This is a genomic window from Henriciella sp., from assembly GCF_029936995.1.
Lineage (GTDB): Bacteria > Pseudomonadota > Alphaproteobacteria > Caulobacterales > Hyphomonadaceae > Henriciella.
Window position 1 is genome coordinate 175,038 of the sequence record NZ_JAPYRE010000005.1, and the last position, 25,870, is coordinate 200,907.

The window sequence follows — 25,870 nt, forward strand, 5'->3', positions numbered from 1 at the left end:
CAGCCCAAAAGAAAACCCCGGTACATGGACCGGGGCTTCCTGGGTGTTCTGATGTCGAGAAGAGGGATCAGGCCGCGACGAGCGCCTCGTCCTTGTTCTTCTTCGGGTCACGCAGGACATAGCCGCGGCCCCAGACTGTCTCGATGTAATGCTCACCCTGCGGATTGTCCGCCGTGGCTGTCGCCTTGGCGAGCTTCTTGCGGAGCTTACAGATGAAGACGTCGATGATCTTCAGTTCCGGCTCGTCCATGCCGCCATAAAGGTGGTTGAGGAACATTTCCTTTGTCAGCGTCGTGCCCTTGCGCAGCGAGAGCAGCTCGAACATCTGGTATTCCTTGCCAGTCAGGTGAACGCGGTCGCCTTCGACCTCGACCGTCTTGGCATCCAGGTTGACCAGAATGTCGCCGGTGCGGATGACGCTCTCAGCGTGGCCCTTGGACCGGCGAACGATTGCCGTGATCCGGGCAATCAGCTCGTCCTTGTTAAAGGGCTTGGTTAGGTAATCGTCTGCACCATAACCGAGTGTCTTAACCTTTGCTTCAATATCGGGATTGCCCGACAGGATCAGGACCGGCGTATTGATACGGGCCATGCGAAGCTGCTTAAGGACGTCGTAACCGGAAATATCCGGCAGGGAGAGGTCGAGAATGATCAGGTCATACTCGTAGACCTTGCCCAGATCGACGCCTTCTTCACCGAGATCGGTGGTGTAGATATTGAACCCTGCAGCCTTGAGCATCAGCTCAATACTGCGGGCGACCGAGTTGTCGTCTTCAACCAGAAGAACTCTCATGTGTGCGCTCCCGAATCACTCTAGCGACACCGTAGCCGCCCCATTAACCAATGTGAATCTACGAACCGTTCGTTACCAAGACTTTAACGTGGATAACTCAGCGGCTATTTTTGTTCATACCTCTTAATAATGTAGCTCCTCGCCGCGCCGGCGCGTGATAAGCGTCTGTGCGATGGCGATGGCATCCTTGACCGGCTGGGCCGAGGCATCTGTCGAAATCAGCGTGCGCTGGCTGCGAATGGCTTCGCGCACCTTTTCGTCCCGCATAACGATACCCGCCAGCGGAGGCCGGAAACCGAGGAACTTCTTGCAGGCCATGGAAATGGCTTCATAGGTCTGCTGGCCGGTTGCGCGGGTCTGGGCCTGGTTGATGATGATGCCCTGTTCGACTTCAGGCGCATAACCGCGCAGCACCTTGATGAAGGCGTAGCCATCGGTCATCGAAGACGGGTCATCGGTAATCACCATCAGGGCCTTGTCAGAAGCGCGAGCCAGTCTCATGCAGTTCGACTCGATTCCGGCACCGAGGTCCAGGACGACCTTGTCGTACTGGAGCGCAAGCGCGGAGAGGCCGGCTGCAAGGCGGGAGACCTCTTCCGTCGAGAGTTCTGCCAGTGCGCCTGAGCCGGAGCGGCCCGGCAGGACATCGAAACCACCCTGGCTGGCACCGCCATCGACATTGATGACGGCATCTTCAAGCTCGATCCAGCCTGCGATGACGGCCGCGAGGTCCGTCTCCGGCGCGATACCCAGCTGGACATCGACATTGGCGAGGCCAAGGTCGCCATCGACCAGCAACGTGCGTTGGCCTGCCTGCGCAAAGGCGCTGGCAAGCGTGATGGACATAAAGGTTTTACCGACCCCGCCCTTTCCGGACGCGACCGAGATGACCTGACCTGGTTCCACGCGCCGCCTTGGGGCCTTGCCCTGCGACCTGCGTGGCCGGTCAATGGATTTTGGGAGCATGAAGCTCATCTCATGCAGCTCCTTTCAGCGCGACATCAGCTGGAGATTCTTCCAGCAGGATCCGAGATAGCCGTCCCGGAGCGGCCGGAATAAGTCCGCCTCCGATAAACGGCGTGATGGCAAGATGCGAGAAGGCGAGACCAGCGCCTGACAGGGCCGCAACGACACCACCGCGGCGGCGTGTTACATCGAGTTTGGTTACGATGGCCCGGCGCACGCCGACCTCGGCGAAGGCCCGGGCTGCTTCAGCCTGGTCTTCTGGGTGGCCTTCTGCCGACATGATGAGGACCGGTTCAGCGTCTATGGCGTTGATCAGGTCCCCGAGGCTGGCCATGTCCTCCTCGTCATAGGGGACGATGGCCGGAAGATCGATAACACAGCGATGGCCGCCCCGGCGGGCATCACGTAGCATGTTGAACAGGTCGTCTGGCGTTCTCGCCGTACGGACCTGACGTTGTTCGAGTTCGAGGTAGGCCGCCAGCTGCGCACCACCTGCTGTGGCATCGAGATCAGCGGCGACTGGAAGTATCTGGGTTTTGGCAACCGCGGCGCGGCGCGTCATCTTGGCAGCTGTTGCTGTACGGCCATGACCGGGCGGGCCGACAAGAAGAATGTCATGAGCGGGCAGGGGCGCGATCGGATCGCACGTGATCAGCGCGTCGAGGCCGGACGCCATGATTTCTGCCGGATCCTGCGTGCGCGCACTGGCGGGCATACCCGCGTCAGCAACACGTTCGGCAAACCTTTGCGGTGCGCCATGCCAGGTCAGTGCATCGCGCACACGATTGCGCAACGGGTTGTCCTGAGGGCGTCCGGGGGCGGGCTGTCTGTTGTTAATACGGCTGAGGAAGCGTGGCTCGCTCGGAACCATGCCGCCTCCCAGCTTGTCAGTTGCCGCACGAACTTCAACACCACCCGGGACTTCCCGCTCAGACAGGATGATGGCGTCGTCCCCCATCTCCGCGAAGATCATGGACTTGGCGGCCTCGAACGTCTCGGCTGCGAACATTTTCATGCGCATAGGCAAATCACTCCAGTTCCAGATTCGGAGCCTCGCGTGAAAAGGTTAACGAAATCTGTTAATCTATTAGGGAAACAGAAATTGCCTGTGAATGAATTGGGTTAATGCAGTCGGGGTCTGTTGCCCGGCTATGTGCGCGGTCAGGCGGCGCGTTTTTCGTCGACGATTTCAGACAGTTTGACCCCTAATTGCCCATCGGCGACGACGAGACGTCCACGGGCCATAAGGCGGTCTGATACATATATGTCGACCGGTTCGTTGGTGCGTTTTTCAAGCTCGACAATTTCGCCATCGCCAAGCGCCATGAGTTCGTCCAGGGACATGCGTGCCTCGCCAAGCACGACATCAACACGGACGGGAACGTCCATGAGGCTGGATTGAAGTGCACGATTACCGGACATGCCTTACTCCACGATGCCGCTGGCGAATCAGTAGCCTCCTCCGGATTGGTTACCGAGGAATGAATGGCTGTCTGCTGGCGGGATTGTCTGTGAGCGTCAGCTTTGGAAGAGATCGCCCTGTCCGTCAATGAGTTCAGCAGCAATATGGCGCACACGTTTCAGTGCGTCCTGTCTGGCATCATCAGAAAGCGAAGCAGTTTCAAGGGTCTTTGCAAGCTCAACAATATGCCCAAGCGCGGTTTTGAGCCCGCTGGCTGAAGCGCTCATGGCGTCTGCATGGAGCTTCAGTTGCTCATCCTGAACAAGACTGGCTGTGCTGCTGCGTGTATCCTCGAGCAGCGCGGCAAGCTCTGCGATGCTGATCGAGATGCGGTCCTCATCGGCTGGCTGGACAGATTGCGGGGCTTCGAAATCGGCCCTGAACTCGAACGGCGTTACCGTTTTTGCAGCGCGTGCCGTCATTCGATCAGCTCGTCTTCTTCATCATTCGCGGCAAGGATTTCGCCACGCTTGGCAAGCCTGCGGGCAATGGCCGTGACCTCGTTACGGGCTTCAAGAATGGCCGAGCGCCGGACCGGGCCGAGACCGTCAATTTCAGAGCTCAACAGCTCACCGGCGCGCTTGGTCATGTTCCTGAGGAAAACCTGTCGAACGGGTGTCTTTGCACCCTTCAGGGCAATCGCCAGAACGCCCCGGTCAACGCTTGAGAGTATGGTTTGCACAGCGCCCGGATCGAGGGCGGAAAGGTCATCAAAGGTAAACATCAGGGCCCGGATGCGTGTCGCGCTTCCCGGTTCATCCCGGTCCAGCGCGGACATGAAACCCTGCTCCAGGCGGGGGTCCAGCCGATCGAAAATACGCGCGACATTTTCGGCACCTTCGCCGGATTGTTGCCCGCTGCGGCTGGACACGAGATCATTCATTGCCGCTTCAACGACTTTCAGGGCCTCACCGCGTACGCGGCCGAGATTCATCAGGCGCCGTAATGCCGTGGTTGCCAGCGGGCGAGGCATCAGCCGGACAACATGGGCTGCCGTTTCGGGCCCCAGGCGTGAAAGAATGACACCGACAAGCTGGGGATGTTCGTGTTCAATGAAGTTGGCGATGATCGCTGGGTCGAGCCTGGCCATCCGGCTCCAGACACTGATGCCTGAGTCCCCCTGACGGTCAGGGATACTTGTGAAGGCTTCGATGAGAGCGGCGGTGTCGCCACCTGGTCCGGATGCTGCGCCTGCTGGACCGTTCAACTCCATTGCAGTGCTCAACTGACTGGCTTCATCCGGCGAGAGTTCAGCCCAGACCGCCGAGGCAGAGGGGCCAAGGGCCTTCATCAAACGGGCCGCACGTTGTGTTCCAGGGCTGCTGGAGGGCAGTGGCGGGCTCATCTTGGTGGCGGGCAAGCTCATCCTGTCTCTCCTTCATTCATCCAGCCGCGAAGTATGCGGGCGGTATCCTGCGGGTGTTCCCGGGCAATGCGCTGGGCTTCGCCATGAGAGTCCGGCTGCGCGTGCTGTGGTTCTGCCGGCACGGCATGCAGATAAGGCGTGCCCCCTTGGCCTGGCCTTGAAGCCTGTGGGGTCTGTTCGGGCGCCGGCTCTGAAACGGGGGCACGGTCAGGCCCGGCCTGACGCCTTGGCGCGAAGGCCAGAAAGCCGAGCAGACCGCAGATACCAGCCAGGAGGCCGAGTTCCATGAAATCGTTTCTCTGCAGGCCACCCGCTGTGCCGGGGGCGAATGCCATGTGTTCGATGCGAAGGCTGTCAGTGGGCGGATCAAACCCTGTCGCGGCAGTGAGGATTGTCTCGATGCGGGATGTTGTCGCGACACTGAGGTGTTCGCCTGTCTGCGGCGTATCGGCAAGGATCAGGAGGTGGCGATTGCCGTCTTCATCCGTATGCCCGGCAAGACGGAATGCGTTCTGGCCGAGGACAGGCTCAAGCAGTGATTGAAGCTGGCTGATTTCGGGGGAGGGGCTGGCCGGCGCGGTTGGCGTCTCGGTGAGGCGTGTGTGTCCACGCCATGCCAGCAGGCACGCGGCAAGACCAAGCGCAATCAGCGCCACCTGCCGCGTGCCTTTAGGCATATTGGAGTTCATTGCTGACATCAGCCTGCCTCTCAGCTGTACCACGTGTGAAATGCACGGGACGTTCAGCTGGGAATTTGGCGTGTCAGCGTAAACGGCGCTTTAACGATACCGCACGGGCGCCACTGATGGAGTTCCAGATGCCGTAACTGTTTAAGAGGCGCGATACTGCTGCAGGCGGGTGGCGCGCAGGCCTTTCGTGCCGTGCTCGTCGAGAAGCTGGGCCCAGCCATTCAGCTCTTCTTCGCTAAGCGCGTAGCGCTCGCATGCCTCACTCCGGGAAAGAAGTCCGCCGCGGACGGCCGCGACCACTTCAGCCTTGCGGCGCGTGACCCAGCGGCTGATACCGGGGGGAGGAAGATCCTCCCGCGTCATTGGGCGACCATCCGGGCCCTTTACACTCAACGTCTTCGCATTCTGCTGCGCCATGAGATTCACCATCATCTATATTTTTCTTCACGGTAGAAACCGGAGACGCTTTCTGCGCCCAGAAGTGGTGTATCCCAGGCTTCTTAAATCAGTTTTCAGCAAAGCCTGTGAGTTTTCTTGAAAATTAAAAATGGCTCTGGCGGTCCCGTTAAGGCTGTTACACGAACCTGTCCCGTCATGGATCACCTGTCCTGAAACCGGACAGGTTTATCCATTTTTTAGGCCGGAATCCGCTCATCTGCCGGAATTGTGGAGGCAATGAAGCCGCCGCCCATTACACGAGTTTCACATGAAAAATCGTACAGGACGCAGGCTTGCCCCTTTGCCACCCCTTCTTCCGGGATCGAGAAGTAAACAGCGGGCTGGTTTTCGTGCCAGCCGAGCTTCGCGGGAAGCGGCTCACGGGTCGACCGGACACGCGCGAGGACGGGCCGGGCCTCATTGCAGGCAGCTTCGAGTGTGCCGTCCCCCAGCCAGTTCAATTCTTCCATGGTGAGCCCGGCGGTCAGCAGGGCTTCACGTGGACCGACAATCACCCGGCGGGTGGCTGCGTCGATCTTCACCACGAAGAGGGGTTCGCCGGTAGCAATGCCCAAACCGCGGCGCTGGCCGATCGTATAGTGGATCACGCCCTTGTGCTCGCCGAGCACGCGTCCGTCGATATGCACGATCTCACCCCCGCGGCCGGCACGGGGGCGTAGCTTTCGCACGACATCGGCATAAGAGCCCTGCGGGACGAAGCAGATGTCCTGACTGTCGGGCTTGGCCGCGACGGGCAGGTTGTACTTGTCGGCCAGTTCGCGCACTTCCGTCTTGGGCAGGTTGCCAAGCGGGAAGCGCAGAAAGCCCAGCTGCTCACGCGTCGTGGCGAACAGGAAGTAGGACTGGTCGCGGGAGGGATCGGCCGCGCGATGAAGTTCCGCGCCGTCTTCTCCATCCGCCCGGCGGATATAGTGACCGGTCGCCAGGCAATCGGCACCGAGTTCCTTTGCCGTGGCCAGGAGGTCCTTGAACTTCACTGTCTGATTGCAGCGGATACAGGGGATGGGTGTCGAGCCGGTCAGATAGGTGTCGGCAAAGTCTTCCATGACCTGTTCACGGAAGCGGCTTTCATAATCCAGCACATAGTGTGGGATACCGACCTGGTCGGCGACATTGCGGGCGTCATGGATGTCCTGTCCGGCACAGCAGGCCCCCTTCTTCTCGATAGCTGCGCCATGGTCATAGAGCTGCAGCGTGATGCCAACGACATCATAGCCTTCCTCGGCCAGCATCGCTGCCACGACAGAGCTGTCCACGCCGCCGGACATGGCGGCAACCACACGGGTTTCGGATGGGGGCTTGGCAAATCCAAGCGAATTGAGCCCGCCAGTACTGGCGGTCGTCAGATCGGTCATTTTTATCCTCCAGCGGGTTCAAGGCCCGAAGCAGAAACAGGGGTGTATCGGCACCGACCGTTCATGGAAACACGGATCGGGCCGGATCGGCGTGTATATAGTCCAAAGGAACGAAATTGTCAGGGGTGCGGGCTCAGCAGGGCCGTCAGGGGCTCAACCCGTTTGAGGGCCAGAGACTGGCATACCCTTCAGGCTTGATCGCCCTTCCCGATATCGAGCCCGATCGCCTTTGCGAGGGCCTCATGGCCATCGGGGGTGAACAGATGGGCATCCCAGCCATGTTCACGGGCCGCCGCTACGTTCTCTTCCATGTCATCGATCAGGATGATGCCGCGCCTGGTGTAGCCAAGACTGTCCTCGATGTGGCGGAAATAGGCGAGGTCGGGTTTGGCCAGGCACATGCGCCCGGCTGCGAAGACATGATGCATGTGTTCTCCAAAACCCTGCGCCTCGATCCAGTCGGCACGATAGACTTCATTATTTGTGGCAATCACGTTGATCGCCCCGGCTTCGCGGGCCTGGCGCACGATGGAAAGCGTCTTCGTGTCTGGCAGGTGGTCCTTGTCGAACCAGTAATCGACGACTTCTCCGGCGCGGTCGGGGACGCCCTCGCCCGCGGCCCATTCCCCGACGAGTTCATGCAGGTCCGCCTCGCCGACCATGGCTTTCTGGAAACGCCCGGAGAAGAGATAGTTGGCCAGCGAGCGTATGGAGAGGCCTGTATCCTCCTCGAAGGTTGTCATCCAGAGGAAGATGCCATCACGGACATTCGCGTTCAGCACGCCGTCGAAATCCCAGGCGATGACTTTGTGTTTTAGCTGGGACATGGGCGCCTCCCTGAACCTGGCTGGAACCTACGCGGATCAGAGCGGATTTCCAGCCCTGCCATCAGACAAGCGCACTGCCTTTCAGCCGGGTGGCAACAGGGTTGCCCTCCGTTCTGGGCCACTGGCCGATAATTTCGGATGGTTCGTACAGAGACTGGAAATACTCGAAAGTTCTATGGCTGTAATTGGCGCGGATCGCTTCTTCCATGGGTTCGTCTATGTACAGTAATGTCCAGACAAGATCCGGGCTGAATACGGTCCGGACCATGTCATCGGCCACCGCTCCATTCCCGGCCAACCGGGCCATCTTGTGAAAGACATGAACAAAACGGCGTCGCGATGAGTCCAGGAGTTCGAATTCGTCCTGCTCTTCAGGGGTCCGGTCTGCCTTTTCGCGCAGGAGGCCATACTTTCCGAGCGTGCCTTTCAGCTCATACTCGCGAAGCACATTCGAGGCCTGCCGGAATTCTTCCGAGGCTATGTCGTCCATGAAAGGCATGACGATCTGGAGTGTCAGGGCCTGTCGCTGGTTCTCCGCCATGCGTGCAAGCTCCTGCTTCTGTATGGCAAGAGCCTCCATCTGGGCGCGCGTGCTGAGCAGGATTCCGATGAGTGCGAAGCCGGAGAAAAAGGCGCTGGCGGCCCCGAACATGCCGCCATAATGAGAAAAGCGGGCCGTATACTCGTCACTGAAGACATCAAAGATACCGAGAAAAATCGGCACCAATCCAAAAAGAAGCCAGATCAGGAGGGCTCCGAAAGTGAGCCGAAGCCAGGGAAGTTCGTTCATGATCTCTTCAATGGACTCATTTCTTCGTCCCGTCACCTCTGTTCATGAGCCGCGCTATTCCGCCGCGCGTCAGTCTGTATGCTTTTGCCGCGACGTGCCGGGTTTGATAGTCTCATCACAAAATCAACAAAGGCCATGCCAATGGAATTCGATGCGCTGATCCTGTCGCGGCTCCAGTTCGCTTTTGTCATAGCATTCCATATCATGTTCCCTGCCTTTACGATTGGTCTTGCGGCCTTCCTGGCCGTCTGTGAGGGCATGTGGCTCTGGACCAGGAAGAGCGTTTTCAAGCGGCTCTATATTCACTGGGTCAAGATTTTTGCGCTCGCCTTTGCGATGGGCGTCGTCTCCGGTGTCGTAATGTCCTACCAGTTCGGCACCAACTGGTCTGTCTTTTCCGACAAGGCGGGAAGCGTGATCGGTCCATTGCTGGCTTATGAAGTTCTCACCGCTTTCTTCCTGGAAGCGACATTCCTCGGCGTGATGCTGTTCGGCTGGAAGCGTGTGGGCAACAAGCTGCACTTCATCGCGACCTGTGCGGTGGCGATCGGCACGACGATTTCGGCCTTCTGGATCCTTTCGGCAAACAGCTGGATGCAGACACCGGCAGGTTATGCGATCGACGAGACGACCGGGAATTTCTACGCGACCGACTGGCTGGCCGTGATCTTCAATCCGAGTTTCCCGTCGCGCTATGTCCACATGATGCTGGCCGCGTTCATCACCACCGCGGCGGTGATCATGGCGGCAGGCGCCTGGCAGGTGATCCGGCGGCACTCCAGCCAGCCGACACGCTGGCAGATACGCATGGCGGCGGGAACGCTCTGTCTCCTCATGCCGCTTCAGATCATTGCGGGGCACTGGTCCGGCGAGGTCGCGCATGAGCATCAGCCTGCGAAGATTGCGGCGATGGAAGGCTGGTGGGAGACGCGCGCGGTGCAGCCGACAGTCCTGTTTGCGCTGCCTGATGAAGAGAATGAACGCAATATCGCAGAGCTTTCGATACCGGGGACGAGCCCATACCTCTTCTTTAATGTTGAAGGAGACCTTGAAGGGCTGAAGGCCTTTCCGGAAGACGAGCGTCCGCCTGTCTGGCTGGTTTTCTGGGGCTTCCGCATCATGGTGGGCGCCGGGCTGGCCATGCTGGTGCTCGGCATATGGGGCGCTGTCCTGTGGTGGCGTGACCGGATCGACAGGCCGGGCATCTTCCACTGGCTTGCCATTCCCGGGGGCGCGCTCGGCTTTGTTGCCGTCATCAGCGGCTGGGTCGTCGCGGAAGTTGGCCGGCAACCCTACACGGTTTATGGCGAGCTCCGGACCGAGGACAGCCTTGCGCCGGTCACGACCGGGCAGGTGGCGACCTCGCTGATATTCTTCATGGTGGTCTATGCCATCATCTTCACTGCCGGCACGGTTTACATGGCGCGGATTGCCACGCGCGGCTTCGGCGATGATCCGACCGATCCGCCTGAGCGCGAAAACCGTGCGCCAGGCAGCCCTCTCGGCTCAGTCAGCGAGAAGGCGAAAGTGCCGACGCTCAAATCAGAACCGGACGAATAGGGGGAAGACGATATGGATCTGCCATTAATCTGGGCCATTCTGATTGCCGGCGCTGTCATGCTCTATGTCGTGCTCGATGGCATGGATCTCGGTATCGGCATCCTGACGGGTTTTGCCAAGAATGATGAGGAACGAAACCTCATGACCGCCTCGATCGAGCCGGTCTGGGATGGTAACGAGACCTGGCTTGTGTTGGGCGGCGGGGGCCTCATGGCTGCCTTTCCGCTCGCCTATGCGATCCTGATGCCGGCTTTCTACCTGCCTGTCCTGTTCATGCTGGCCGCCCTCATCTTCCGGGGTGTGGCGTTCGAGTTTCGCCACAAGGCCGTGCGGGCGCGGACAAGGTTTTTCTGGAACAATGCCTTCTTCATCGGCTCTCTGGTGGCGGCCCTTTCGCAGGGGCTGATCCTCGGTGGTTTCATACAGGGCGTCGATGTTGAAGGCCGGTCTTTTGCCGGTGGCACGTTTGACTGGCTGACCCCTTTCTCCCTGCTTGTCGCGGTGTCCGTGGCGGTCGGCTATGTGCTGCTCGGGGCCTGCTGGCTGGTATTGAAAACGGAAGGCGAGGCGCAGCGCCGGGCGCGGCGTCGAGGGCTGTTGGCATTGATCGGCGTGGCGGTCTGCTTTGCGGCGGTAAGCCTCGCGACGCTGTCCATTGATCCACGCGTCACCGCGCGCTGGGGCTTTTCCATGTCCAGTATCGAACCGGAAAAACTGCTTCCTCTTTCCCCAATTCCATTGGCGGGCATGATCCTTGTCGTGCTGGCTGGACGGGACCTGATGCGGAAAAACAAGGCGCCGGACTGGCGGCCATACCTCTTTGCTGTTGGCGTGTTCCTGTCGGGCTATCTGGGTCTTGCCATCAGCCTGTTTCCATATCTCGTGCCGTTTGAAATCGACCTCTGGCAGGCGGCTGCACGCGACAATGCGCTGGCATTGATGCTCGCCGGGGGCGGGATCATGCTGCCGGTGATCCTGATCTATACCGGCTATGTCTATTCCCTTTTCTGGGGCAAGGTTGATCCAGACGAGGCCTATCATGACTGATTTCATCAAACCGGAAGGCCCGGACGAAACAGACCGCAAGCCACGCTCCCTGGCGCGCAGGCTGGGGTGGTTCTTCGCGATCGCCGCGATGAGCCTGATTGTCGTGGTCGTGGTGGCCTATGCCCTGCGTGGCCTGCTCTTCATCGGCTGAAGCGTCCCGAATAGCCGGCTTGCCTTGACGTCAGGAACGACCGGGGGCAACCAGAAGGAAGGGACTTAAGCCCTGAAGCCGTAACAGTGAGGACAGGACATGGCTGCCAAATTCGAACTCTATACCGATAATGCGGGCGAATACCGCTTCCGTCTGAAAGCCGGCAATGGCGAAAACATTCTTGCAAGCGAGGGCTACAAGGCCAAGGCCAGCGCCGAGAACGGTATCGAGTCCGTCAAGAAGAATGCATCCGACGATGCACGCTATGAGAAGAAGGAAACATCTTCCGGCAAGCACATGTTCAATCTCAAATCGACCAATGGCCAGGTAATTGGCACGTCCCAGTCCTATGAGAGCACCTCTGGGCGCGATAACGGGATCGATTCTGTGAAGAAGAACGCTCCGGGCGCTGAGGTCAGCGACCTGACGGCGTAGTTTGCCCTAGCTGATGAGGGAGAGCTTCAGGTGCTGGAGAAGCAGGATGGTCTTGGCGTCGATAATGTCGCCTGACGCGATCATGGCGAATGCTTCATCCAGCGCCACTTCGAGAATTTCGATGTCTTCTCCCTCATCGGCAATCCCGCCCCCTTCGGAAACCTTGTCTTCCGGGCTGTAACGGGCGGTGAAACACCAGATGCGCTCAAGAACGCTGCCGGGGCTTGAATAGGCCTTGCAGACATATGCCATATCGCTGAGCTGGTAGCCGAGTTCCTCGCGGGCTTCGCGGCGGGCGCAGGCTTCCGGGTCATCCTCGTCGAGGACGCCGGCGCACGCCTCAAGCAGTGGGGCGGTATCACCATTCAGGAAAGCAGGCAGCCGGAACTGTTTCAGCAGCAGGACCGTCCCGCGTGCCGGGTCATGTGGCAGGACAGCAACCGCATTGCCCCTGTCATAGACTTCACGGTTCTGATGGTTCCAGGTGCCATCGCGGCGCTGGTAGTCGAACTCGTACCGTGACAACCGCGCCCACTCATCGGAAAGCACGGTGTGGCTGATATTTTTCAGCCGGTCTTTCAGGGGCTTGCCGTTCAAGCGAAGCGGGGGGCGATCTTGAGATTTTTCACCCAGCCCAGCTTTTCGTAAAGGAGAAGCATGGTGCCGTTATAATCCACGATCCGGTTCCAGACGCCCTTGCGCGGGCGGTGAAGGGCAGAGACCGGATCATCATGATGATGATCGTGGAAGGCTTCGCCGCCAGTCAGCAACGCCATCATGTGGTCAGCCCATTTAGGCGTATTGAGGTGGCCAAGCACGTTGATCCCGTAATTGGTGGCGTGGAACTGGATGGCGCGTCCGATGACGACACTGGCGTGAATGATGCCGGTCAGCACGAGTGAGCCACCAGCTGCCCAGACGATGAGGTAGATCGCAGCCGGAATGATCAGGTGAATGACCAGCGAAATGGAATTGTAGAAGCCATCCATCCAGGTGATGATCGGATGGGTCTTCAGCCAGATTGGCATCGGTCGTGTAAGGTCCTTCCTGTCGCGGAAGAGAATCCAGCCAACCCAGGCCCAGCGCTTCGATTCGAACGGATTGTGCGGGTCGCCGGGGCCGTCCGCAAAACGGTGGTGCTGGGAATGGTAGTTTACCCAGTCTTTCACATTGCCCTGCATGGCGATCATCAGGTTGATCATCGTCAGGACCTGTGCCGGCCAGCGCATCTCGCCGGCGCGATGCTGCATCAGCCGGTGGAGCGGGCCAATCCCGGCATTGCAGACGAAAATCGTGAGGGCGACGACGCCGAGCGAGAGCGGCAGGTACCAGAGTTTCAGTTCAATGTGGGCAATCGCAAAGCCAAGTGCGAGCATGGTGATCAGGACAGCCAGACCGAGGGCCGGATAAAGGAAGGCGGCGAAGAAGCTCGCGAAGTTGAATGTCGTCCAGTTCTTGGGGATCGCTAGTGAGCGCGGGATTTTTGGCATCAACTCCTCCGGAGGCCTCTCTGGCTTAAGGATCATTCTTGACCTTAACCGTATAGAAGATTCTTAAGAATGATTTTCAAGGCGGAAAAGAGGCAATGTGTTCGCGTGGCTGTATTCTGACAGAAACGTGAGAACATCCTGCGCAGGGGGGATGCCTGAAGGGTGCGAGACAAGCGACTGCTTATGTGTCACTTTTCCTGAAAGAGAATAATTGAGGGAGATGAAAATGGCTGACCAGGATGGTTTCAAGCTGCGGCGTATTGTGACTGGGGAAAACGCCGAGGGCCGGTCGTATATCATGATAGACGCAGCACAGGCCGACGAATTTCGCACCGGCGAACTTGGCGGCCTGTTCGAAATCTGGACCGACGACACCACCGGACCGGTCGATACCCTGGACGCGGCCGATCGCGGGGCCGGCAAGCCGCAGCTGTCTCCGCCGAAAGGTGGCGTAAAGATTCGCTGGTTTGCCATAGAGCCGTCGCCTGAAGGTGTACCGCCGGAAAAGATGCGCGAAATTACCCGTGCAGCCTTTGTCGAGATGGGAGCAGGCGAGCACCAGCCCGATACAAGCCGTCACCCGGCCATGCACAAGACGGACACGTTAGATGCCATCATTCTCGTCAAAGGGCAGGTGCGGCTCCTGCTGGATGAGGACGAGACGGTGATCGGACCGGGAGATGTTGTGGTCCAGCGGGCGACAAACCATGCCTGGGTAGTTGAAGGTAACCAACCGGCGCTGTTCGTGGCGGTTCTTGTCGACAGGTCCTGACAAAGTTTCAGGTTTGTTCGGTTTCTGTCCGCAGACATTGCCACAGGCTTTCACGCATCCACCGAATTTCAAGAACCCTGTTCACCGTCGTGGCGGTCCGGCGGTATTCAGATGCTGACGACCCGGCCGGGGTTCATGATACCTAGAGGATCAAGCGCGGTCTTGATGGCCCGCATGCTGTCGGTTGCAGCCTGCGGGCGGATGCCTGCAAGCTCGTCGCGTTTCAGCCGTCCAACGCCATGCTCGGCACTGATCGAGCCGCCAAACGCCATGGCCTGCTCGTGTACAATGCGCGTGATCTCGCCAGCATGGTTGGCCAGCACAGGGCTCGCGGCATTCTTCGGCTCGCAGGCGGAATAGTGGAGATTGCCGTCCCCGACATGGCCGAAAGCAACGATCTCAGTCTCGGCAACGACCTTGTGGATTTCATTTTCCGTCACATCGAGAAAATCCGGAATGGCAGAGACAGGCACGGATATGTCATGGTTGAGGGCAGTGCCATAGGCCCGCTTCGAGAGCGGAATGGTCTCACGGATGTGCCAGAAGCTTTCGGCCTGCTGGCCACTTTCGGCAATGATGACATTGTCGGCGAGGTCTTTTTCTATGGCATCCCCGAGCGCTTCCATCAGGGTTTCACGGGCCTGATCCTCGCGGGCCATGGAAACTTCGACCAGTACCCGCCAGGGCAGGTCCGAGGGGGCAGGGTCGCGCGTGTCGGCGACATCGGCTTTCACCATCTCGATGGCATTAGCGGGGATGATCTCGAAACTCGTCACCGTGTCGCCGGCATGGTCCCGCACCAGTGAGAGCAGATCGACGACATCGCTGGCGGACTTGCAGATCACCCATCCGGTTGCCTTGGCGACTTTCGGGAAGAGCTTCAGCGTGGCGGCGGTAATCAGGCCGAGCGTGCCTTCCGCCCCTGCGAACAGGTGCTTCAGGTCATAGCCTGTATTGTTCTTGCGCAGACCTGACAGCCCGTCCCAGACCTCGCCGGAAGGAAGGACGACTTCGAGGCCGAGCAGCAGGTCGCGCATCATGCCATAGCGCAGCACGGCAACGCCGCCGGCATTGGTCGAGATCAGCCCGCCGATTGTGGCCTGGCCTTCCGAGCCAAGCGACAGGGGAAAGAGGCGGCCTGCTTCATCGGCAGCCTTCTGTGCGTCCACAAGTGGGGCGCCAGCCTCGATGGTGAGGGAATTGTTGCGGGTGTCGAGTCCCCGCACGGCCTTCATGCGGCGCATGGAAACGGTGATTTCGCCATGTGGTGTGCCACCATCGACAAGGCCTGTATTGCCCCCCTGTGGCACGAGCGCCACGCGATGTTCAGAGCAGAGTCTGACAAGCCCTGCGGCCTCCTCTGTCGTGCCCGGCATGGCGAGAAAGGGCGTTTCGCCGGGCCAGGTGCCCCGCCACGGGGTCGCTGCCTCTTCCAGCTTGGCTGTGTCCTCACTCCAGCCCTTATTGCCGAGCAGGGCCTTGGCGTCCTTCAGGAAGGGTTCAGGTGGGCGGGTCATTGGTCACGCTCCATCATTGTTGAAATGGTTGGGTCGCCGCCTGCTGCTTTCAAGCCCGCGCCCGCGCTCTGGCGGACATCGGCCGGTTTGTTCTGGCCGACCTTGGTGATGCCCTCGAGACGCTCAGGAGAAAGCGTGAAGGCAGTGATCCCGCCCAGCATACGCTCAAACTTGCCGGGGCTCATCTTCTGGCGTGTCCAGGCCGGCTTGGGGGCGAGGCTGTTTTCAAAGCGCGCAGACAGCGCATCCAGAAGCTGGGCGGCGCCGTCATCATCAAGGGCTGCGGCGGGGCCTTCAGCCTCCACGGAAAGATAGTTCCAGGTCGGCACCTGGTCCTCGATGCCATACCAGTCCGGCGAGATGTAATCATGGGGGCCTGAGAAGACTATGAGGGCCCGGCATGTCCGGGTGATTGCCTGGCAGGCCGGGTTGGGTCGGGCGAGATGGAAGCGCAGGGTTGCGTCGTCACCACGGAGGACAGGCGTATGGGCGACATGAGAGCGGCCTTCGCAAACGCCAATGACCAGCGCGAAGGGCCAGTCATCAATACGCCGGAAGAGTTCACTGCGGTCAGTTTCCAGAAAGGGGGGAGCCGGATGCATGGCCCAAGGTCTAACCCTGATTGGCGGCGCGGGCCAGACGGTCGTTGATGGCCGCGCCAAGGCCCTCCATGGGAATCGGGGCGACGGCGATACGCTCATGTGTGCCATCGAGTTGGCGCATCATGGCAAACAGGTTTGCGGCCGCTTCTGCAAGGTCCCCTGATGGAGAGAGATTCAGTGTTGCCTTGTGGCTGCTGCTGGTGCCGAAACCCAGCAGGGCTTCGCCGGGTTCGACTGTTTCGACATTCAGGCGCAGGCTCGCGTCTGGCGCATAGTGGCGCAGGAGCTGGCCGGGAGAAACTGGCCGGCCCTCGTCGCCGCCTTCGGCAAGGCCCGGCCAGACGGCGTCTATGGCATCAGGGGTAATCGTGCCTTGTCTCAGAAGGACAGGCGTCTCTCCACGTGCGTCGATGACCGTGGATTCGATGCCTTCCGAACAGGGGCCGCCATCAAGGATAAGATCTATCTTTTTACCAAGGTCGGCAGCGACATGGTTGGCACGTGTCGGACTGATGCGTCCGGACGGGTTCGCGGACGGGGCGACAAGGGGTGTGCTCAGGGCCTGAAGGAGAGCGCGCGCGGCCTTGTGGGCGGGCACGCGCAGGGCGAGTGTGTCGAGCCCGGCGCGTGCCAGGTCGCAGACGGTCGTTGTGGAGGTGGCATTAACGACAAGGGTTAGCGGACCGGGCCAGAAGACTTTGGCAAGCCTCATGGCTTGCGGTGAGAAGGCGCCCTGGGTGAATGCGGCTTCACCAGATGCGACATGCGCGATCAGCGGGTTGAAGACGGGACGTTCCTTGACCTCGTAGATCCGGGCAACGGCCTTGGGGTTTGTGGCATCGCCTGCCAGTCCATAAACGGTCTCTGTCGGCATGGCGACAAGCCCGCCACCGGCGAGCAGGTCTGCAGCCTTGCGGATGGAGGCCGCATCAGGAGGAAGAATGGGTGCCGTCATGCTGGACCGTGCCGTAGCACCCAATCAGCCAGTGCGCGAGGCCGTAACACCGACCTCTATCAGGACGTCCTCGCCGACCCACTCGCCGCCGGGGTCCGATTTCTGGCCAAGATCAAGCGGGCCGCGCTGGACCGTGGCTTCGCCCTGCATGTTCGCTGTTTCACCGTCGATCTGGAGGTCAAAGGTGAAGGGCACATTCACGGTACTGTCCTTGATTGTAATAGCGGCATTGGCCGTGTAGCCGTCTTCTGTCTTACGGAAACCCGTCAGGTCCACCGTTGCGGCAGGGTGGCCGGATGGATCGAACCATTCGGGAGACTTGAGGCTGTCTGTGTAGAGTTTCTTGTTGGCTGTTGCCGTGCTGGTCTGCACGCTCACCCGTGCGCGCGCCCTGTCGAGATTGTCGGGATCGAAGAATATTTCCGCCGACCAGTCGCTGAACTCGCCACTATAACGGTTGCCTTCATGTGTGCCTGAGAAGGCTATTGAAGACGCCTCGTAATCGACATCCCAATTGGGTTCGACCTGGTTTGCCGTTACTTCTTCTCCGGGGCTGGCCGGTGTGGCCTGTGAGCTGGAGCTGCCGGTGAAAAGGCCGGGGCCGAATGCAATAATGACGAACAGGGCAATAGCTGTACCGAAAGCCAGGAAGTAGCCCTGCGGTGGCGGACGTGGCCGGTCAGGGCTGCCGAATATACCCGGAAGCATGCGTTTCAGCACGCCCGCCTCAGCGGTGACTTCATGTTTCAGTGCGCCAAGTACGTGCAGCGCCAGAAGCCCTATCAGAACCCAGGCGAGCTTCGAGTGGACATTCAGTATTATGGAATGGCCCAGTTCGTTGGAGAGAAAGCCGACACCGGGAATATCCGGCCAGCTGACAGCCCCGAAAATCACTGTCGGTATGTCAAAATCATAGGAGGTCGAGACGACGAGCCAGCCGGTCAGCGGCATGAGAAGCATCAGGGCATAGAACATGAAATGGACGAAACGGCTCAGCGCCTTTTCGTGATGTTTCATGCCCGCCGGCAGGGGCGGGACAGGGTTCATCAGCCGCCATATGATGCGCGCCACAGTCAGCATCAGGATTGTGATGCCGATCGACTTGTGAAGCTGGAACCGGAACTCGTTGTCGTCCATGTTCCAGCCAAGCCAGATCATGAAAAGGATGCCTGCCGCGATCAGCCAGTGAAGGACGATCGCGACGGCACTGTAGCGCGAGGTTGCAGTCATGAAGGTCTAGTTTTCCTCAGTGATATCCTCGTCGCCATTAGCAGCATCATTGCTGTCAGTTGAAGTTTCTGTTTCGTCATCTGCACCCTCAAGGGCAGCTGGCTCATCCTGAAGGAATTCGCCCGAGAATTCGATCGTGACCTCATCGGAGATCATACCTTCGAGAGATTCCTGTCCGAACTCCGAACGGCTGATCGTGCCGGTTGCGTCGAAACCGATAAGATCGCGCTCGCCATACCAGGGCAGGTTGGCGACGCCATTATAGGTGACATCCAGCGTGACGGGTTTTGTCTGGTCCAGGAAGGTGAGGTCACCGGTGACACTGCCCGTATAATCGCCCGTGCGTTCAGAGCTGGTCGAAACGAATGTGATTTCCGGATACTCGCCAGCGTTCAGGAAGCGGGCATCCTTTGAAAGGGCTTCCGGCCAGCTTTCGAACTCGCTATCAGGATGGCCTTCCTTGTAATCGCCCGGATAGGCCACGTTCAGGGCCATCGGATTGATGGTTGCCTCGATGGAGGAACTCGCCGGTTCCTGCGGGTTGAAGTCGATCGTTGCATCGAACTCGGTAAAGTCGACCGTGTATTCCGACAGGCCGTTATGCATGACCGTGAAGGAAAGGAAGGCATGGTTTGGCTCGAGGCTGTAGGTTGCCTCGGCGGCGCCTTGCAGTTTTTCGGCCCGTTCGGATTCACTGCCTGCCGCATCGCCGCCCATGGCACCGTCCGCGTCCATTTCCCCGGTGGCTTCGCCATCGGCTGGCGGTGTTTCGGCGTCTGTAGCGGGTGCGTCTTCGGCGGGTGCACATGCCGTGATTACAAAGGCGCTTGCTGCGCCAATCAGGAAAGTCTTCAGTTTCATCTCATAGCCCCTTTGTCTGTTACGGGTTCCAGCCTATTCGCTCTGCAGGAATTCGCCGGAGAACTCGATTTTCACCTCGTCGGAAATCATGCCCTGAAGCGCATCCATCCCGAATTCTGAGCGGCTGATCGTCGTTGTCGCATTAAAGCCCACCAGATCGCGTTCGCCATACCAGGGAAGATTGGCCATACCGTTATAGGTTACATCAAGCGTGACAGGCTTTGTCTGGCCGCGGAATGTGAGGTCGCCTGTGACCTGTCCCGTGTACTCGCCAGTCTTCTCGACACCGGTCGAAACGAACGTGATCTCGCCGTGTTCGTCGGCATTGAGGAAGCGGTCACCCTTGGACAGGGCTTCGTTCCAGCTCTCGAAATCGCTGTCGGGATGGCCTTCCTTGTAATCGCTGGGATAGTTTGCCTCGAGCGCCATCGGGTTGATGGTCATCTCGATGGAGGAGCTGGCCGGGTCCTCGGGGTTGAAGTCCAGCGTTGCGTCGAAATCCGTGAAGTCGACGGTGTATTTCGACAGGCCGTTATGTTCGACTGTCCAGGTCAGGAAGGCATGGTTCTGGTCAAGTTCGTAAGTGTCTGCAGCGACCCCTTCCAGTGTCTGTTCGGCGAGCGCCGGCGCAGCAATAAATGCCAGGGCGGCGGCAGACGTGATGATTGAACGCATGGACGAAACTCCTCTTGAATGAATGGTATCAGTCTACTGCAAACGTATACGGACCTCGCATCCAGTCCAGTTCTGGCCTATGTCGAATAAAGGCATAGCACATATCCCGGAGTAGCATCAGATGGCGTACAAGGCACCTGTCGAAGATATGATTTTTGCGTTGCAGGAGATCGCCGGCATTGGCGGCCTTGAAGGTGATGGATATCCTGAATTCGATACAGAGCTTATCGCGCCGGTTCTGGAAGAGGCCGGTAAACTGGCGTCTGACGTGCTTGCCCCACTGAACCAGACCGGCGATGCGCAGGGTGCGCAGCTCACAGGGGATGGTGTCGTTGCGCCGCATGGCTTTCGGGATGCCTACAAGGCTTTTGCTGAAGGCGGATGGATGGGGCTTGCCGCGCCAGCCGAGTGGGGTGGGCAGGGCCTTCCCAAGACGCTTGCCAATGCGGTGTTGGAACTTTTCCACGGCGCGAACATGAGCTTTGGCCTCTGTCCGATGCTGAGCCTCGCGGCGATTGAGGCACTGGTCGAACATGGCAGCGAAGCCGACCGGAAGAAATACCTCCCCAAGCTCGTCTCCGGTGAATGGACCGGCACGATGAACCTGACCGAACCGCAGGCCGGATCTGATGTCGGCGCGCTGAAAACCAAGGCGGTGCCGAATGGTGATGGCAGCTATTCGGTCACAGGCCAAAAAATCTACATCACGTGGGGCGACCATGACATGGCGGAGAACATTATCCACCTTGTGCTCGCCCGTCTGCCGAACGCACCTGAAGGCTCGAAGGGGATTTCGCTTTTCGTCGTTCCGAAAGTGCTGGTGAACGATGACGGCTCTCTGGGGGAGCGCAACGGCGTCAGCTGCATCGGCCTGGAAAAGAAGATCGGCATTCATGCCTCACCTACCTGCGTCATGGAGTATGATGGCTCGCAAGGCTGGCTCGTCGGTGAGGAAAACCGGGGGCTTGCCTGCATGTTCACCATGATGAACTCCGCGCGCCTGAACGTTGGTCATGAGGGCGTGGGCGTCGGCGAAGCGGCGTACCAGACGGCGTATGAATATGCGCAGGAACGCAAGCAGGGCCGCGCTGAAGGTGTCGATGGGCCTGCGCCTATTCTGCACCATGCCGATGTACGCCGCACGCTGACCACGATGCGCGCGAACGTCATGGCAGCGCGGGCGATCTGTTTTGCATGCGGTGTGGCCGCAGATGCATCGGAAACAGCTGAGAATGAGGAAAGCCGGGAAGCCGCGCGCCTGCGTGAAGATCTTCTGACGCCGATTGCCAAGGCCTGGTCGACGGATATGGGGGTCGAGGTGGCCAGCCAGGGCGTCCAGATTCACGGCGGTATGGGCTTCATGAACGAGACGCTGGCTGCCCAGCTCTATCGAGATGCCCGCATCGCGCCGATCTATGAGGGCACGAACGGAATTCAGGCCATCGACCTTGTCGGCCGCAAGCTCGCTCTTGCGGACGGCAAGGCGATGGCGGACATGATCGCGGAAGTTCGCCAGACGGCCCGCGAGGCCCGCGAGACGAACGACCCACAGCTGGTGCAGATCGCCGACCGGGTGGCCGCCGCCGCCGATGCGCTGGATGAGGCGACCGTCTGGATGGTCGCAGCGATGAAGGAAGACCGGGAAAAGGGGCTTTCGGGGGCTACGGCCTATCTCGATCTTGCCGGGGATGTCATTGGCGGGCATTTCCTGACCCGCGGTGTTCTGGCGGCGCGCAAGAGCGGAGGTGTCATGCGCGGCCGTATGACAGCGCTGGCGGGCTATTTCGCCGAGACATCGCTGGCTGAAGCGCCGGGGCGTGTCTCAGGTATCACGCGCGGCGGCGATGCCTTCCTGCAGGAAAGCGAAGCCCTGTTCGGCGTGTCCTAGTGCCTTCCCAGGCTCACTGCTGACACAATGCTGTCAGCGACAGTTCACTGCCGGGCAAGTAGCCTTGGCGAGATGAAGGCGAGGATGATACAGGCCGCGATACACCAGCCACTCATCCAGACGAGCTGTACTGGCAGGCTGACGCCAAGGTCGATCAGTGCGCCTGTCAGGCCTGGGCCGAGTGCGGTGGAGAAGACCATGGCGGCAACGATGACCGCCCGTATAGCACCCAGATGCTTCACCCCATAGAGTTCCGGCCATAGCGCGCCAACCAGTGTCGCGGTGAAGCCGTAGCTTATGCCGACCAGAAACATGAAGACATAAACGCCCCAGTCGGGTGTCAGATAGGCTGCCGTCGCGCTGGCAACAGCAAGCGGCAAGAGAAACCAGGGCAGCAGGCGTGTTGCGCCGAACCGGTCTATGAGCTGTCCGCAGACAAGCGAGAAAATGACGGTCGTAACAGCCTTGATCGGGAAGGCGGCGGCGAAAGCGAGCGGCGTATATCCGCGCAGCTCGACCAGATAATCCTGATGGAAGAAGATGGTCGTGCCGATGAAGGGCGGTGCGAGGACGCAGGCAAGCACGGCATAGAAGAGCGGGTCCCGCAAGACTTCGGGCCGCGTCCAGTCCCGCGCGGTGCGTTCTGCCGGGCCGTCATCTTCGACGTTTTCACCAGCTATGCGCTCCACACGCCAGAGCAGGTGTATTGCGGGCAGGGCGAAGATCATCAGCGCGGCAATCGCGACAATCCAGGCCATCTGCCAGCCGGCCGCCGTTGCGATGAGGGCGAAGCTTATGGGCAGTAGCGCTTCACCAAACTGGTGGCCCGGCACGACAAGCGATGTCGCCCGTCCACGTCCGGCGGCAAACCAGCGTCCGGTCTCGGTCAGGGCTGTGTGGCTCATCATGCCCTGTCCGAACAGGCGCAGAAGATAGAGGGCGACCACCATGACAGCCACATTCGGGGCATACGCGATAAGCAGGCAGGCTGCCGAGAGGCTCGGGATCACGAACCACGCGACCTTGCGACCGGGCATATAATCCAGTGTCCGGCCGAGCCAGGGCAGGGTCATGGCGCTTGCAAGCGTGGCGACCATGTAGGTCAGGCCGAACTCGCCATCGCTGAGCGAGAACTTCGCGCGCAGCTCTTCGCCGGACAGCCCAATGAAGAAGGTTTGCCCGAAAGATGAGAAGAAAGTGAGCAGAAACCCGCCGCCGATCCAGCGGGCATTCTGTCTGAGGAAGCCTAGCATGACCGGTCCCGGATGGCGGTTACAGGCACAGGCAAGTAGGGGTTCAGTCCGTCGCTGTCCAGCGCTGTACAGGTGTGGCTTCCGGGCGCGCGCGCTCTTGCGGGTCCATGGTAGCGGTGCCGAGATAGATGAAGCCAGCGATACGTTCGCCACGCTCAAGACCGAGTACTTTGTTGATTCCACTGGAAAAGCTGATCCACTCCGTCAGCCAGCATCCGGCCCAGCCTGCGGCATTGGCGGTGAGCAGCAGGTTGTAGCACAGCGCTCCGGCCGAAAGTTCCTGCTCCCAGATGGGCGTCTTGTTGTCATCCTTCGGACTTGAGATGACCGCCACGACCGTGGGGGCACGCATGAGGAGGCCACGGGTTTCTTCCAGGGCCTTGAAGCCAGCCTGGGGCGCTTCTTCTTCCTGTACGCGCGCGGCGGCATCTCCGAATTTCTCGCGGGCTTCACCCTCGAAAACAATGAAGCGCCATGGCTCAAGGCGTCTGTGATCGGGCACGCGTGTCGTGGCTGCGAGGAGTTCATCCAGTTGCTGTGGCGTCGGGCCGGGCGTCGAGATGAAGGCTTTGTTGGCCGACCGGCGCAGGGCCAGGAAGTCGCGAGCCTCCTGTGAGGGGTGCTGGGCGGGCATTGAGGTGCCAACGGACGGTGCGGTCGGAAATGTATCTGTCATGACGGCTAGATAGGCCTGAAAGAGACCGATTGGTAGCCTCAATCCACGGCTTAATGAGAATAATTCTCATATATTTTTGTCATGAATAAATTATGCGAGTAAACGCTGTTCACAAAATGAACACCCTTTTCTTTTGACGCTTTTCGCGTTACATATCTGTCAGGTCCGGAAACAGGCAGCCATCATGCAAGATACCGATCAAAGCCCTGCCGAACGCCGCCGCCTGCGCGTGCGTGGGGCCATACTCGAAGCCGCCGAGCGCGTCTTCGCCCTGGAAGGGGCTGACGGTCTTTCCATTCGCCGGATTGCCGATGAAATCGATTATTCTCCGGCTGCTATCTACAAGTATTTCGGTTCCAAGGAGGAGTTGCTCAACGAGCTCAAGGAAGCCTTTTTCGGCCGGATCCTGGAAAGTGTGAACACGATCGTGGATCGCAGCGAACCTTTCGCGAAACGGGCCCGCAAATGCACGGCCGGCTATATTCGCACCGCGCTTGAGAAGCCCCATCATTATGTGGCGGCCTTTGCTGGCGTTGCACCGGAGATGCCAATGTCAGGAGATCTGGCCGGCTTCAGCGAGAGCAACCGGGCCAGGGCTTTCGGTATCCTGACCGACCTTGTCGAGGAAGGGCTGGAGTCAGGCCACTTCCGGGCCGATCTGCCGCTTCTGGAAACGGCGAAATCGATCTGGGCTTCGATGCATGGCCTCGCGATGATGATCGCTCACTTCAATGATTTTCCGTCCATGGCCACCATGCCAAGTGAGATGAGCCAGGACCAGTTCATTGATTTTCATGCCGATCTTGTCGTCCGGAGCCTCGAAGCCGGAACGGAAGGGGCGCGTTAGAGCGCAAGAGGGGAAGTTGACCATGTCAGACCATCAGCCCAGCGCCAGTCGTGAAACGCGGCCAGGTCTCCTGAAAGGCCTTCTCTTCCTGGGCGTGATAGCCGTTTCGGTCGCGTTTCTTGCGGCGTTCGTGCTTTCCCAGCGCTCTGCGGAAGGCCCGCTTGTCGTCGAAGAGGCGCCAGCGCCGCTCAGTGTCGATGTGATGCAGGCCGAATTGAAGTCAGCCCTTGATCTTGAAGAGAAGTTCTCTGGCCTGGTGCGGGCCAGACGCAGCAGTGATCTCGGCTTTTCCGGTGGCGGGCGGATAGCCGACGTCACGGCCGATGTTGGCGACAGGGTGCGCGCGGGCCAGACGCTCGCCGTTCTGGACACACGTGCGCTTCGCTCACAGCTCGCTTCTGCCGAGGCGCAAGTGGCCGAAGCGCAGGCCAGTCACAAGCTGGCCATGTCGACCGTCGAGCGCCAGCAGACCCTGCTTGAAAAAGGCCATGTCGCCCAGCAGCGTGTGGATGAGGCGGCTGCACAAGCCTCAACCGCGCAGGCCCGGATAGATGCCGCAAAAGCCCAGGCGGAGTCCCTGCGTGTCCAGATCGACCTGGCTCGCATCACCGCACCTTATGCCGGCGTGATCACCGAACGGATGTATGACGAAGGTGCGATTGCGTCACCCAGTGCGCCTGTGTTCAAGCTGGTTGAGACCGGTGCCCTTGAGGCCCGTATCGGCCTGCCGTCTGCGGTTGCGAGCGAGCTTGAAGCGGGCAGGATTTATACATTGCGAAGTGAACAGGCCGATGTCGGCGCGCGGTTACGCAACGTGACCGGCGTGATCGAGGCGGGCCAGAGGACGGTTACGAGTACGTTCGACATCATTGAGCCTGAGAACGTCTCTGTGGGCGCGGTGGTCCGCCTCCAGATGTCCCGCCAGGTACAGGAGCCGGGACTTTGGGTGCCCGTTAGTGCGCTGTCTGAAGGCCAGCGTGGGCTCTGGTCCCTCTACATTGCCAAACGGGAGGATAATGGCTGGCGGGTGCGCCCTGGCCTTGTCGAGATCGTGCAGAACGAAGGCGACAGGGCTTATGTGCGTGGTGCTGTTTCGGAGGGGGACCGTATCATTATCGACGGTCTCCAGCGGATTACGCCAGGCCAGAGCGTCTCGCCCCGGTTTGGTGAAACGGCCGAAACAGCAAACGGGGGCTAGGTCGCG

At 59.8% G+C, this 25,870-nt stretch carries 29 protein-coding genes; 8 read left to right on the forward strand and 21 right to left on the reverse strand.

Going from position 1 to position 25,870, the window contains the following annotated elements; all coding sequences use genetic code 11:
* Positions 1–67: 67 nt before the first annotated feature.
* The 11 genes from ctrA to Q1K31_RS12985 all read right to left on the reverse strand — a co-directional run bounded on the left by ctrA (position 68) and on the right by Q1K31_RS12985 (position 8,707).
* Positions 68–793 (reverse strand): response regulator transcription factor CtrA, encoded by a 726-nt coding sequence (gene ctrA / locus Q1K31_RS12935; protein ID WP_300380231.1) that lies wholly within the window; start codon positions 791–793, stop codon positions 68–70.
* A gap of 123 nt (positions 794–916) precedes the next feature.
* On the reverse strand, positions 917–1,768 hold the full coding sequence (locus Q1K31_RS12940) for an AAA family ATPase (RefSeq protein WP_300380234.1): 852 nt from the start codon (positions 1,766–1,768) through the stop codon (positions 917–919).
* A gap of 1 nt (position 1,769) precedes the next feature.
* Positions 1,770–2,780, reverse strand: coding sequence for a flagellar biosynthesis protein FlhF-like protein (locus tag Q1K31_RS12945; protein ID WP_300380237.1), 1,011 nt, complete (start codon positions 2,778–2,780; stop codon positions 1,770–1,772).
* 140 nt (positions 2,781–2,920) lie between these two features.
* Entirely contained in the window at positions 2,921–3,181 is a 261-nt protein-coding gene (gene fliN / locus Q1K31_RS12950) for a flagellar motor switch protein FliN (RefSeq protein WP_300380240.1), read from the reverse strand.
* Positions 3,182–3,277: 96 nt separating this feature from the next.
* Complete coding sequence (locus tag Q1K31_RS12955; RefSeq protein WP_300380242.1) at positions 3,278–3,643, reverse strand: hypothetical protein; 366 nt, start codon at positions 3,641–3,643, stop codon at positions 3,278–3,280.
* Positions 3,640–4,587 (reverse strand): FliG C-terminal domain-containing protein, encoded by a 948-nt coding sequence (locus Q1K31_RS12960; RefSeq protein ID WP_300380245.1) that lies wholly within the window; start codon positions 4,585–4,587, stop codon positions 3,640–3,642. Before Q1K31_RS12960 ends, Q1K31_RS12955 begins: the two co-directional genes overlap by 4 nt.
* Positions 4,584–5,285 carry a hypothetical protein gene (locus Q1K31_RS12965; protein ID WP_300380247.1) on the reverse strand — a complete coding sequence of 234 codons (702 nt, stop codon included), beginning with the start codon at positions 5,283–5,285 and terminating at the stop codon, positions 4,584–4,586. Before Q1K31_RS12965 ends, Q1K31_RS12960 begins: the two co-directional genes overlap by 4 nt.
* A gap of 132 nt (positions 5,286–5,417) precedes the next feature.
* Positions 5,418–5,693: a DUF1153 domain-containing protein gene (locus Q1K31_RS12970; RefSeq protein ID WP_300380380.1), complete on the reverse strand. Its 276-nt coding sequence runs from the start codon at positions 5,691–5,693 to the stop codon at positions 5,418–5,420.
* 218 nt (positions 5,694–5,911) lie between these two features.
* A complete protein-coding gene (mnmA, locus tag Q1K31_RS12975) occupies positions 5,912–7,090 on the reverse strand; it encodes a tRNA 2-thiouridine(34) synthase MnmA (RefSeq protein WP_300380249.1) in 1,179 nt (392 codons plus the stop codon).
* A 188-nt stretch (positions 7,091–7,278) separates the two neighbouring features.
* Positions 7,279–7,917, reverse strand: a complete 639-nt coding sequence (locus tag Q1K31_RS12980; protein WP_300380252.1) for an HAD family hydrolase — start codon at positions 7,915–7,917, stop codon at positions 7,279–7,281.
* A gap of 61 nt (positions 7,918–7,978) precedes the next feature.
* Complete coding sequence (locus tag Q1K31_RS12985) at positions 7,979–8,707, reverse strand: hypothetical protein (RefSeq protein WP_300380255.1); 729 nt, start codon at positions 8,705–8,707, stop codon at positions 7,979–7,981.
* 141 nt (positions 8,708–8,848) lie between these two features.
* Here Q1K31_RS12985 and Q1K31_RS12990 point away from each other — a divergent pair, with 141 nt between their 5' ends.
* The 4 genes from Q1K31_RS12990 to Q1K31_RS13005 all read left to right on the forward strand — a co-directional run bounded on the left by Q1K31_RS12990 (position 8,849) and on the right by Q1K31_RS13005 (position 11,900).
* A complete protein-coding gene (locus tag Q1K31_RS12990) occupies positions 8,849–10,267 on the forward strand; it encodes a cytochrome ubiquinol oxidase subunit I (protein ID WP_300380258.1) in 1,419 nt (472 codons plus the stop codon).
* Positions 10,268–10,279: 12 nt separating this feature from the next.
* The gene (gene cydB, locus Q1K31_RS12995; RefSeq protein ID WP_300380261.1) at positions 10,280–11,314 is read left to right on the forward strand and encodes a cytochrome d ubiquinol oxidase subunit II; all 1,035 of its coding nucleotides are present in this window, start codon (positions 10,280–10,282) and stop codon (positions 11,312–11,314) included.
* Positions 11,307–11,465 carry a hypothetical protein gene (locus Q1K31_RS13000; RefSeq protein WP_300380264.1) on the forward strand — a complete coding sequence of 53 codons (159 nt, stop codon included), beginning with the start codon at positions 11,307–11,309 and terminating at the stop codon, positions 11,463–11,465. Before cydB ends, Q1K31_RS13000 begins: the two co-directional genes overlap by 8 nt.
* 99 nt (positions 11,466–11,564) lie before the next feature.
* The gene (locus Q1K31_RS13005) at positions 11,565–11,900 is read left to right on the forward strand and encodes a YegP family protein (protein ID WP_300380267.1); all 336 of its coding nucleotides are present in this window, start codon (positions 11,565–11,567) and stop codon (positions 11,898–11,900) included.
* Between the two features lie 6 nt (positions 11,901–11,906).
* On the opposite strand, the gene Q1K31_RS13010 is transcribed toward Q1K31_RS13005, so the two are convergent.
* Together Q1K31_RS13010 and Q1K31_RS13015 are read right to left on the reverse strand one after the other, a co-directional pair.
* The gene (locus tag Q1K31_RS13010; RefSeq protein ID WP_367187587.1) at positions 11,907–12,482 is read right to left on the reverse strand and encodes an NUDIX domain-containing protein; all 576 of its coding nucleotides are present in this window, start codon (positions 12,480–12,482) and stop codon (positions 11,907–11,909) included.
* A gap of 11 nt (positions 12,483–12,493) precedes the next feature.
* Entirely contained in the window at positions 12,494–13,390 is an 897-nt protein-coding gene (locus tag Q1K31_RS13015) for an acyl-CoA desaturase (RefSeq protein ID WP_300380271.1), read from the reverse strand.
* Between the two features lie 226 nt (positions 13,391–13,616).
* Between Q1K31_RS13015 and Q1K31_RS13020 the strand changes: the two genes are divergently transcribed.
* The gene (locus Q1K31_RS13020; protein ID WP_300380274.1) at positions 13,617–14,162 is read left to right on the forward strand and encodes a cupin domain-containing protein; all 546 of its coding nucleotides are present in this window, start codon (positions 13,617–13,619) and stop codon (positions 14,160–14,162) included.
* A 107-nt stretch (positions 14,163–14,269) separates the two neighbouring features.
* Here the strand turns inward: Q1K31_RS13020 and Q1K31_RS13025 are convergent, their stop codons facing one another.
* From Q1K31_RS13025 to Q1K31_RS13050, 6 genes are read right to left on the reverse strand one after another with little or no spacing between them, the layout of a single operon-like run.
* Entirely contained in the window at positions 14,270–15,679 is a 1,410-nt protein-coding gene (locus Q1K31_RS13025) for an FAD-binding oxidoreductase (RefSeq protein ID WP_300380276.1), read from the reverse strand.
* Positions 15,676–16,281, reverse strand: a complete 606-nt coding sequence (locus tag Q1K31_RS13030) for an FMN-binding negative transcriptional regulator (RefSeq protein WP_300380279.1) — start codon at positions 16,279–16,281, stop codon at positions 15,676–15,678. Before Q1K31_RS13030 ends, Q1K31_RS13025 begins: the two co-directional genes overlap by 4 nt.
* 10 nt (positions 16,282–16,291) lie before the next feature.
* The gene (locus Q1K31_RS13035) at positions 16,292–17,236 is read right to left on the reverse strand and encodes an L-threonylcarbamoyladenylate synthase (protein ID WP_300380281.1); all 945 of its coding nucleotides are present in this window, start codon (positions 17,234–17,236) and stop codon (positions 16,292–16,294) included.
* A 24-nt stretch (positions 17,237–17,260) separates the two neighbouring features.
* Positions 17,261–18,466: a cytochrome b/b6 domain-containing protein gene (locus Q1K31_RS13040; protein WP_300380284.1), complete on the reverse strand. Its 1,206-nt coding sequence runs from the start codon at positions 18,464–18,466 to the stop codon at positions 17,261–17,263.
* A 6-nt stretch (positions 18,467–18,472) separates the two neighbouring features.
* Positions 18,473–19,327 carry a YceI family protein gene (locus Q1K31_RS13045; RefSeq protein WP_300380287.1) on the reverse strand — a complete coding sequence of 285 codons (855 nt, stop codon included), beginning with the start codon at positions 19,325–19,327 and terminating at the stop codon, positions 18,473–18,475.
* Between the two features lie 33 nt (positions 19,328–19,360).
* Positions 19,361–20,002: a YceI family protein gene (locus tag Q1K31_RS13050; protein ID WP_300380290.1), complete on the reverse strand. Its 642-nt coding sequence runs from the start codon at positions 20,000–20,002 to the stop codon at positions 19,361–19,363.
* A gap of 121 nt (positions 20,003–20,123) precedes the next feature.
* Between Q1K31_RS13050 and Q1K31_RS13055 the strand changes: the two genes are divergently transcribed.
* Positions 20,124–21,890 (forward strand): acyl-CoA dehydrogenase, encoded by a 1,767-nt coding sequence (locus tag Q1K31_RS13055; RefSeq protein WP_300380292.1) that lies wholly within the window; start codon positions 20,124–20,126, stop codon positions 21,888–21,890.
* A 44-nt stretch (positions 21,891–21,934) separates the two neighbouring features.
* Here the strand turns inward: Q1K31_RS13055 and Q1K31_RS13060 are convergent, their stop codons facing one another.
* Positions 21,935–23,143 (reverse strand): nitrate/nitrite transporter, encoded by a 1,209-nt coding sequence (locus Q1K31_RS13060; protein WP_300380296.1) that lies wholly within the window; start codon positions 23,141–23,143, stop codon positions 21,935–21,937.
* Positions 23,144–23,186: 43 nt separating this feature from the next.
* A complete protein-coding gene (locus tag Q1K31_RS13065) occupies positions 23,187–23,819 on the reverse strand; it encodes a nitroreductase (protein WP_300380299.1) in 633 nt (210 codons plus the stop codon).
* Between the two features lie 184 nt (positions 23,820–24,003).
* Between Q1K31_RS13065 and Q1K31_RS13070 the strand changes: the two genes are divergently transcribed.
* Positions 24,004–24,666 carry a TetR/AcrR family transcriptional regulator gene (locus tag Q1K31_RS13070; RefSeq protein WP_300380302.1) on the forward strand — a complete coding sequence of 221 codons (663 nt, stop codon included), beginning with the start codon at positions 24,004–24,006 and terminating at the stop codon, positions 24,664–24,666.
* Between the two features lie 22 nt (positions 24,667–24,688).
* Positions 24,689–25,864 (forward strand): efflux RND transporter periplasmic adaptor subunit, encoded by a 1,176-nt coding sequence (locus Q1K31_RS13075; protein ID WP_300380305.1) that lies wholly within the window; start codon positions 24,689–24,691, stop codon positions 25,862–25,864.
* Positions 25,865–25,870 lie beyond the last annotated feature (6 nt).

Excerpts from the sequence above, each read along its gene's own strand:
- ctrA (WP_300380231.1), bottom strand. The coding sequence starts at position 793 with ATGAGAGTTCTTCTGGTTGAAGACGACAACTCGGTCGCCCGCAGTATT.
- Q1K31_RS12940 (WP_300380234.1), bottom strand. The coding sequence starts at position 1,768 with ATGAGCTTCATGCTCCCAAAATCCATTGACCGGCCACGCAGGTCGCAG.
- Q1K31_RS12945 (WP_300380237.1), bottom strand. The coding sequence starts at position 2,780 with ATGCGCATGAAAATGTTCGCAGCCGAGACGTTCGAGGCCGCCAAGTCC.
- fliN (WP_300380240.1), bottom strand. The coding sequence starts at position 3,181 with ATGTCCGGTAATCGTGCACTTCAATCCAGCCTCATGGACGTTCCCGTC.
- Q1K31_RS12955 (WP_300380242.1), bottom strand. The coding sequence starts at position 3,643 with ATGACGGCACGCGCTGCAAAAACGGTAACGCCGTTCGAGTTCAGGGCC.
- Q1K31_RS12960 (WP_300380245.1), bottom strand. The coding sequence starts at position 4,587 with ATGAGCTTGCCCGCCACCAAGATGAGCCCGCCACTGCCCTCCAGCAGC.
- Q1K31_RS12965 (WP_300380247.1), bottom strand. The coding sequence starts at position 5,285 with ATGTCAGCAATGAACTCCAATATGCCTAAAGGCACGCGGCAGGTGGCG.
- Q1K31_RS12970 (WP_300380380.1), bottom strand. The coding sequence starts at position 5,693 with ATGGCGCAGCAGAATGCGAAGACGTTGAGTGTAAAGGGCCCGGATGGT.
- mnmA (WP_300380249.1), bottom strand. The coding sequence starts at position 7,090 with ATGACCGATCTGACGACCGCCAGTACTGGCGGGCTCAATTCGCTTGGA.
- Q1K31_RS12980 (WP_300380252.1), bottom strand. The coding sequence starts at position 7,917 with ATGTCCCAGCTAAAACACAAAGTCATCGCCTGGGATTTCGACGGCGTG.
- Q1K31_RS12985 (WP_300380255.1), bottom strand. The coding sequence starts at position 8,707 with ATGAACGAACTTCCCTGGCTTCGGCTCACTTTCGGAGCCCTCCTGATC.
- Q1K31_RS12990 (WP_300380258.1), top strand. The coding sequence starts at position 8,849 with ATGGAATTCGATGCGCTGATCCTGTCGCGGCTCCAGTTCGCTTTTGTC.
- cydB (WP_300380261.1), top strand. The coding sequence starts at position 10,280 with ATGGATCTGCCATTAATCTGGGCCATTCTGATTGCCGGCGCTGTCATG.
- Q1K31_RS13000 (WP_300380264.1), top strand. The coding sequence starts at position 11,307 with ATGACTGATTTCATCAAACCGGAAGGCCCGGACGAAACAGACCGCAAG.
- Q1K31_RS13005 (WP_300380267.1), top strand. The coding sequence starts at position 11,565 with ATGGCTGCCAAATTCGAACTCTATACCGATAATGCGGGCGAATACCGC.
- Q1K31_RS13015 (WP_300380271.1), bottom strand. The coding sequence starts at position 13,390 with ATGCCAAAAATCCCGCGCTCACTAGCGATCCCCAAGAACTGGACGACA.
- Q1K31_RS13020 (WP_300380274.1), top strand. The coding sequence starts at position 13,617 with ATGGCTGACCAGGATGGTTTCAAGCTGCGGCGTATTGTGACTGGGGAA.
- Q1K31_RS13025 (WP_300380276.1), bottom strand. The coding sequence starts at position 15,679 with ATGACCCGCCCACCTGAACCCTTCCTGAAGGACGCCAAGGCCCTGCTC.
- Q1K31_RS13030 (WP_300380279.1), bottom strand. The coding sequence starts at position 16,281 with ATGCATCCGGCTCCCCCCTTTCTGGAAACTGACCGCAGTGAACTCTTC.
- Q1K31_RS13035 (WP_300380281.1), bottom strand. The coding sequence starts at position 17,236 with ATGACGGCACCCATTCTTCCTCCTGATGCGGCCTCCATCCGCAAGGCT.
- Q1K31_RS13040 (WP_300380284.1), bottom strand. The coding sequence starts at position 18,466 with ATGACTGCAACCTCGCGCTACAGTGCCGTCGCGATCGTCCTTCACTGG.
- Q1K31_RS13045 (WP_300380287.1), bottom strand. The coding sequence starts at position 19,327 with ATGAAACTGAAGACTTTCCTGATTGGCGCAGCAAGCGCCTTTGTAATC.
- Q1K31_RS13050 (WP_300380290.1), bottom strand. The coding sequence starts at position 20,002 with ATGCGTTCAATCATCACGTCTGCCGCCGCCCTGGCATTTATTGCTGCG.
- Q1K31_RS13055 (WP_300380292.1), top strand. The coding sequence starts at position 20,124 with ATGGCGTACAAGGCACCTGTCGAAGATATGATTTTTGCGTTGCAGGAG.
- Q1K31_RS13060 (WP_300380296.1), bottom strand. The coding sequence starts at position 23,143 with ATGCTAGGCTTCCTCAGACAGAATGCCCGCTGGATCGGCGGCGGGTTT.
- Q1K31_RS13065 (WP_300380299.1), bottom strand. The coding sequence starts at position 23,819 with ATGACAGATACATTTCCGACCGCACCGTCCGTTGGCACCTCAATGCCC.
- Q1K31_RS13070 (WP_300380302.1), top strand. The coding sequence starts at position 24,004 with ATGCAAGATACCGATCAAAGCCCTGCCGAACGCCGCCGCCTGCGCGTG.
- Q1K31_RS13075 (WP_300380305.1), top strand. The coding sequence starts at position 24,689 with ATGTCAGACCATCAGCCCAGCGCCAGTCGTGAAACGCGGCCAGGTCTC.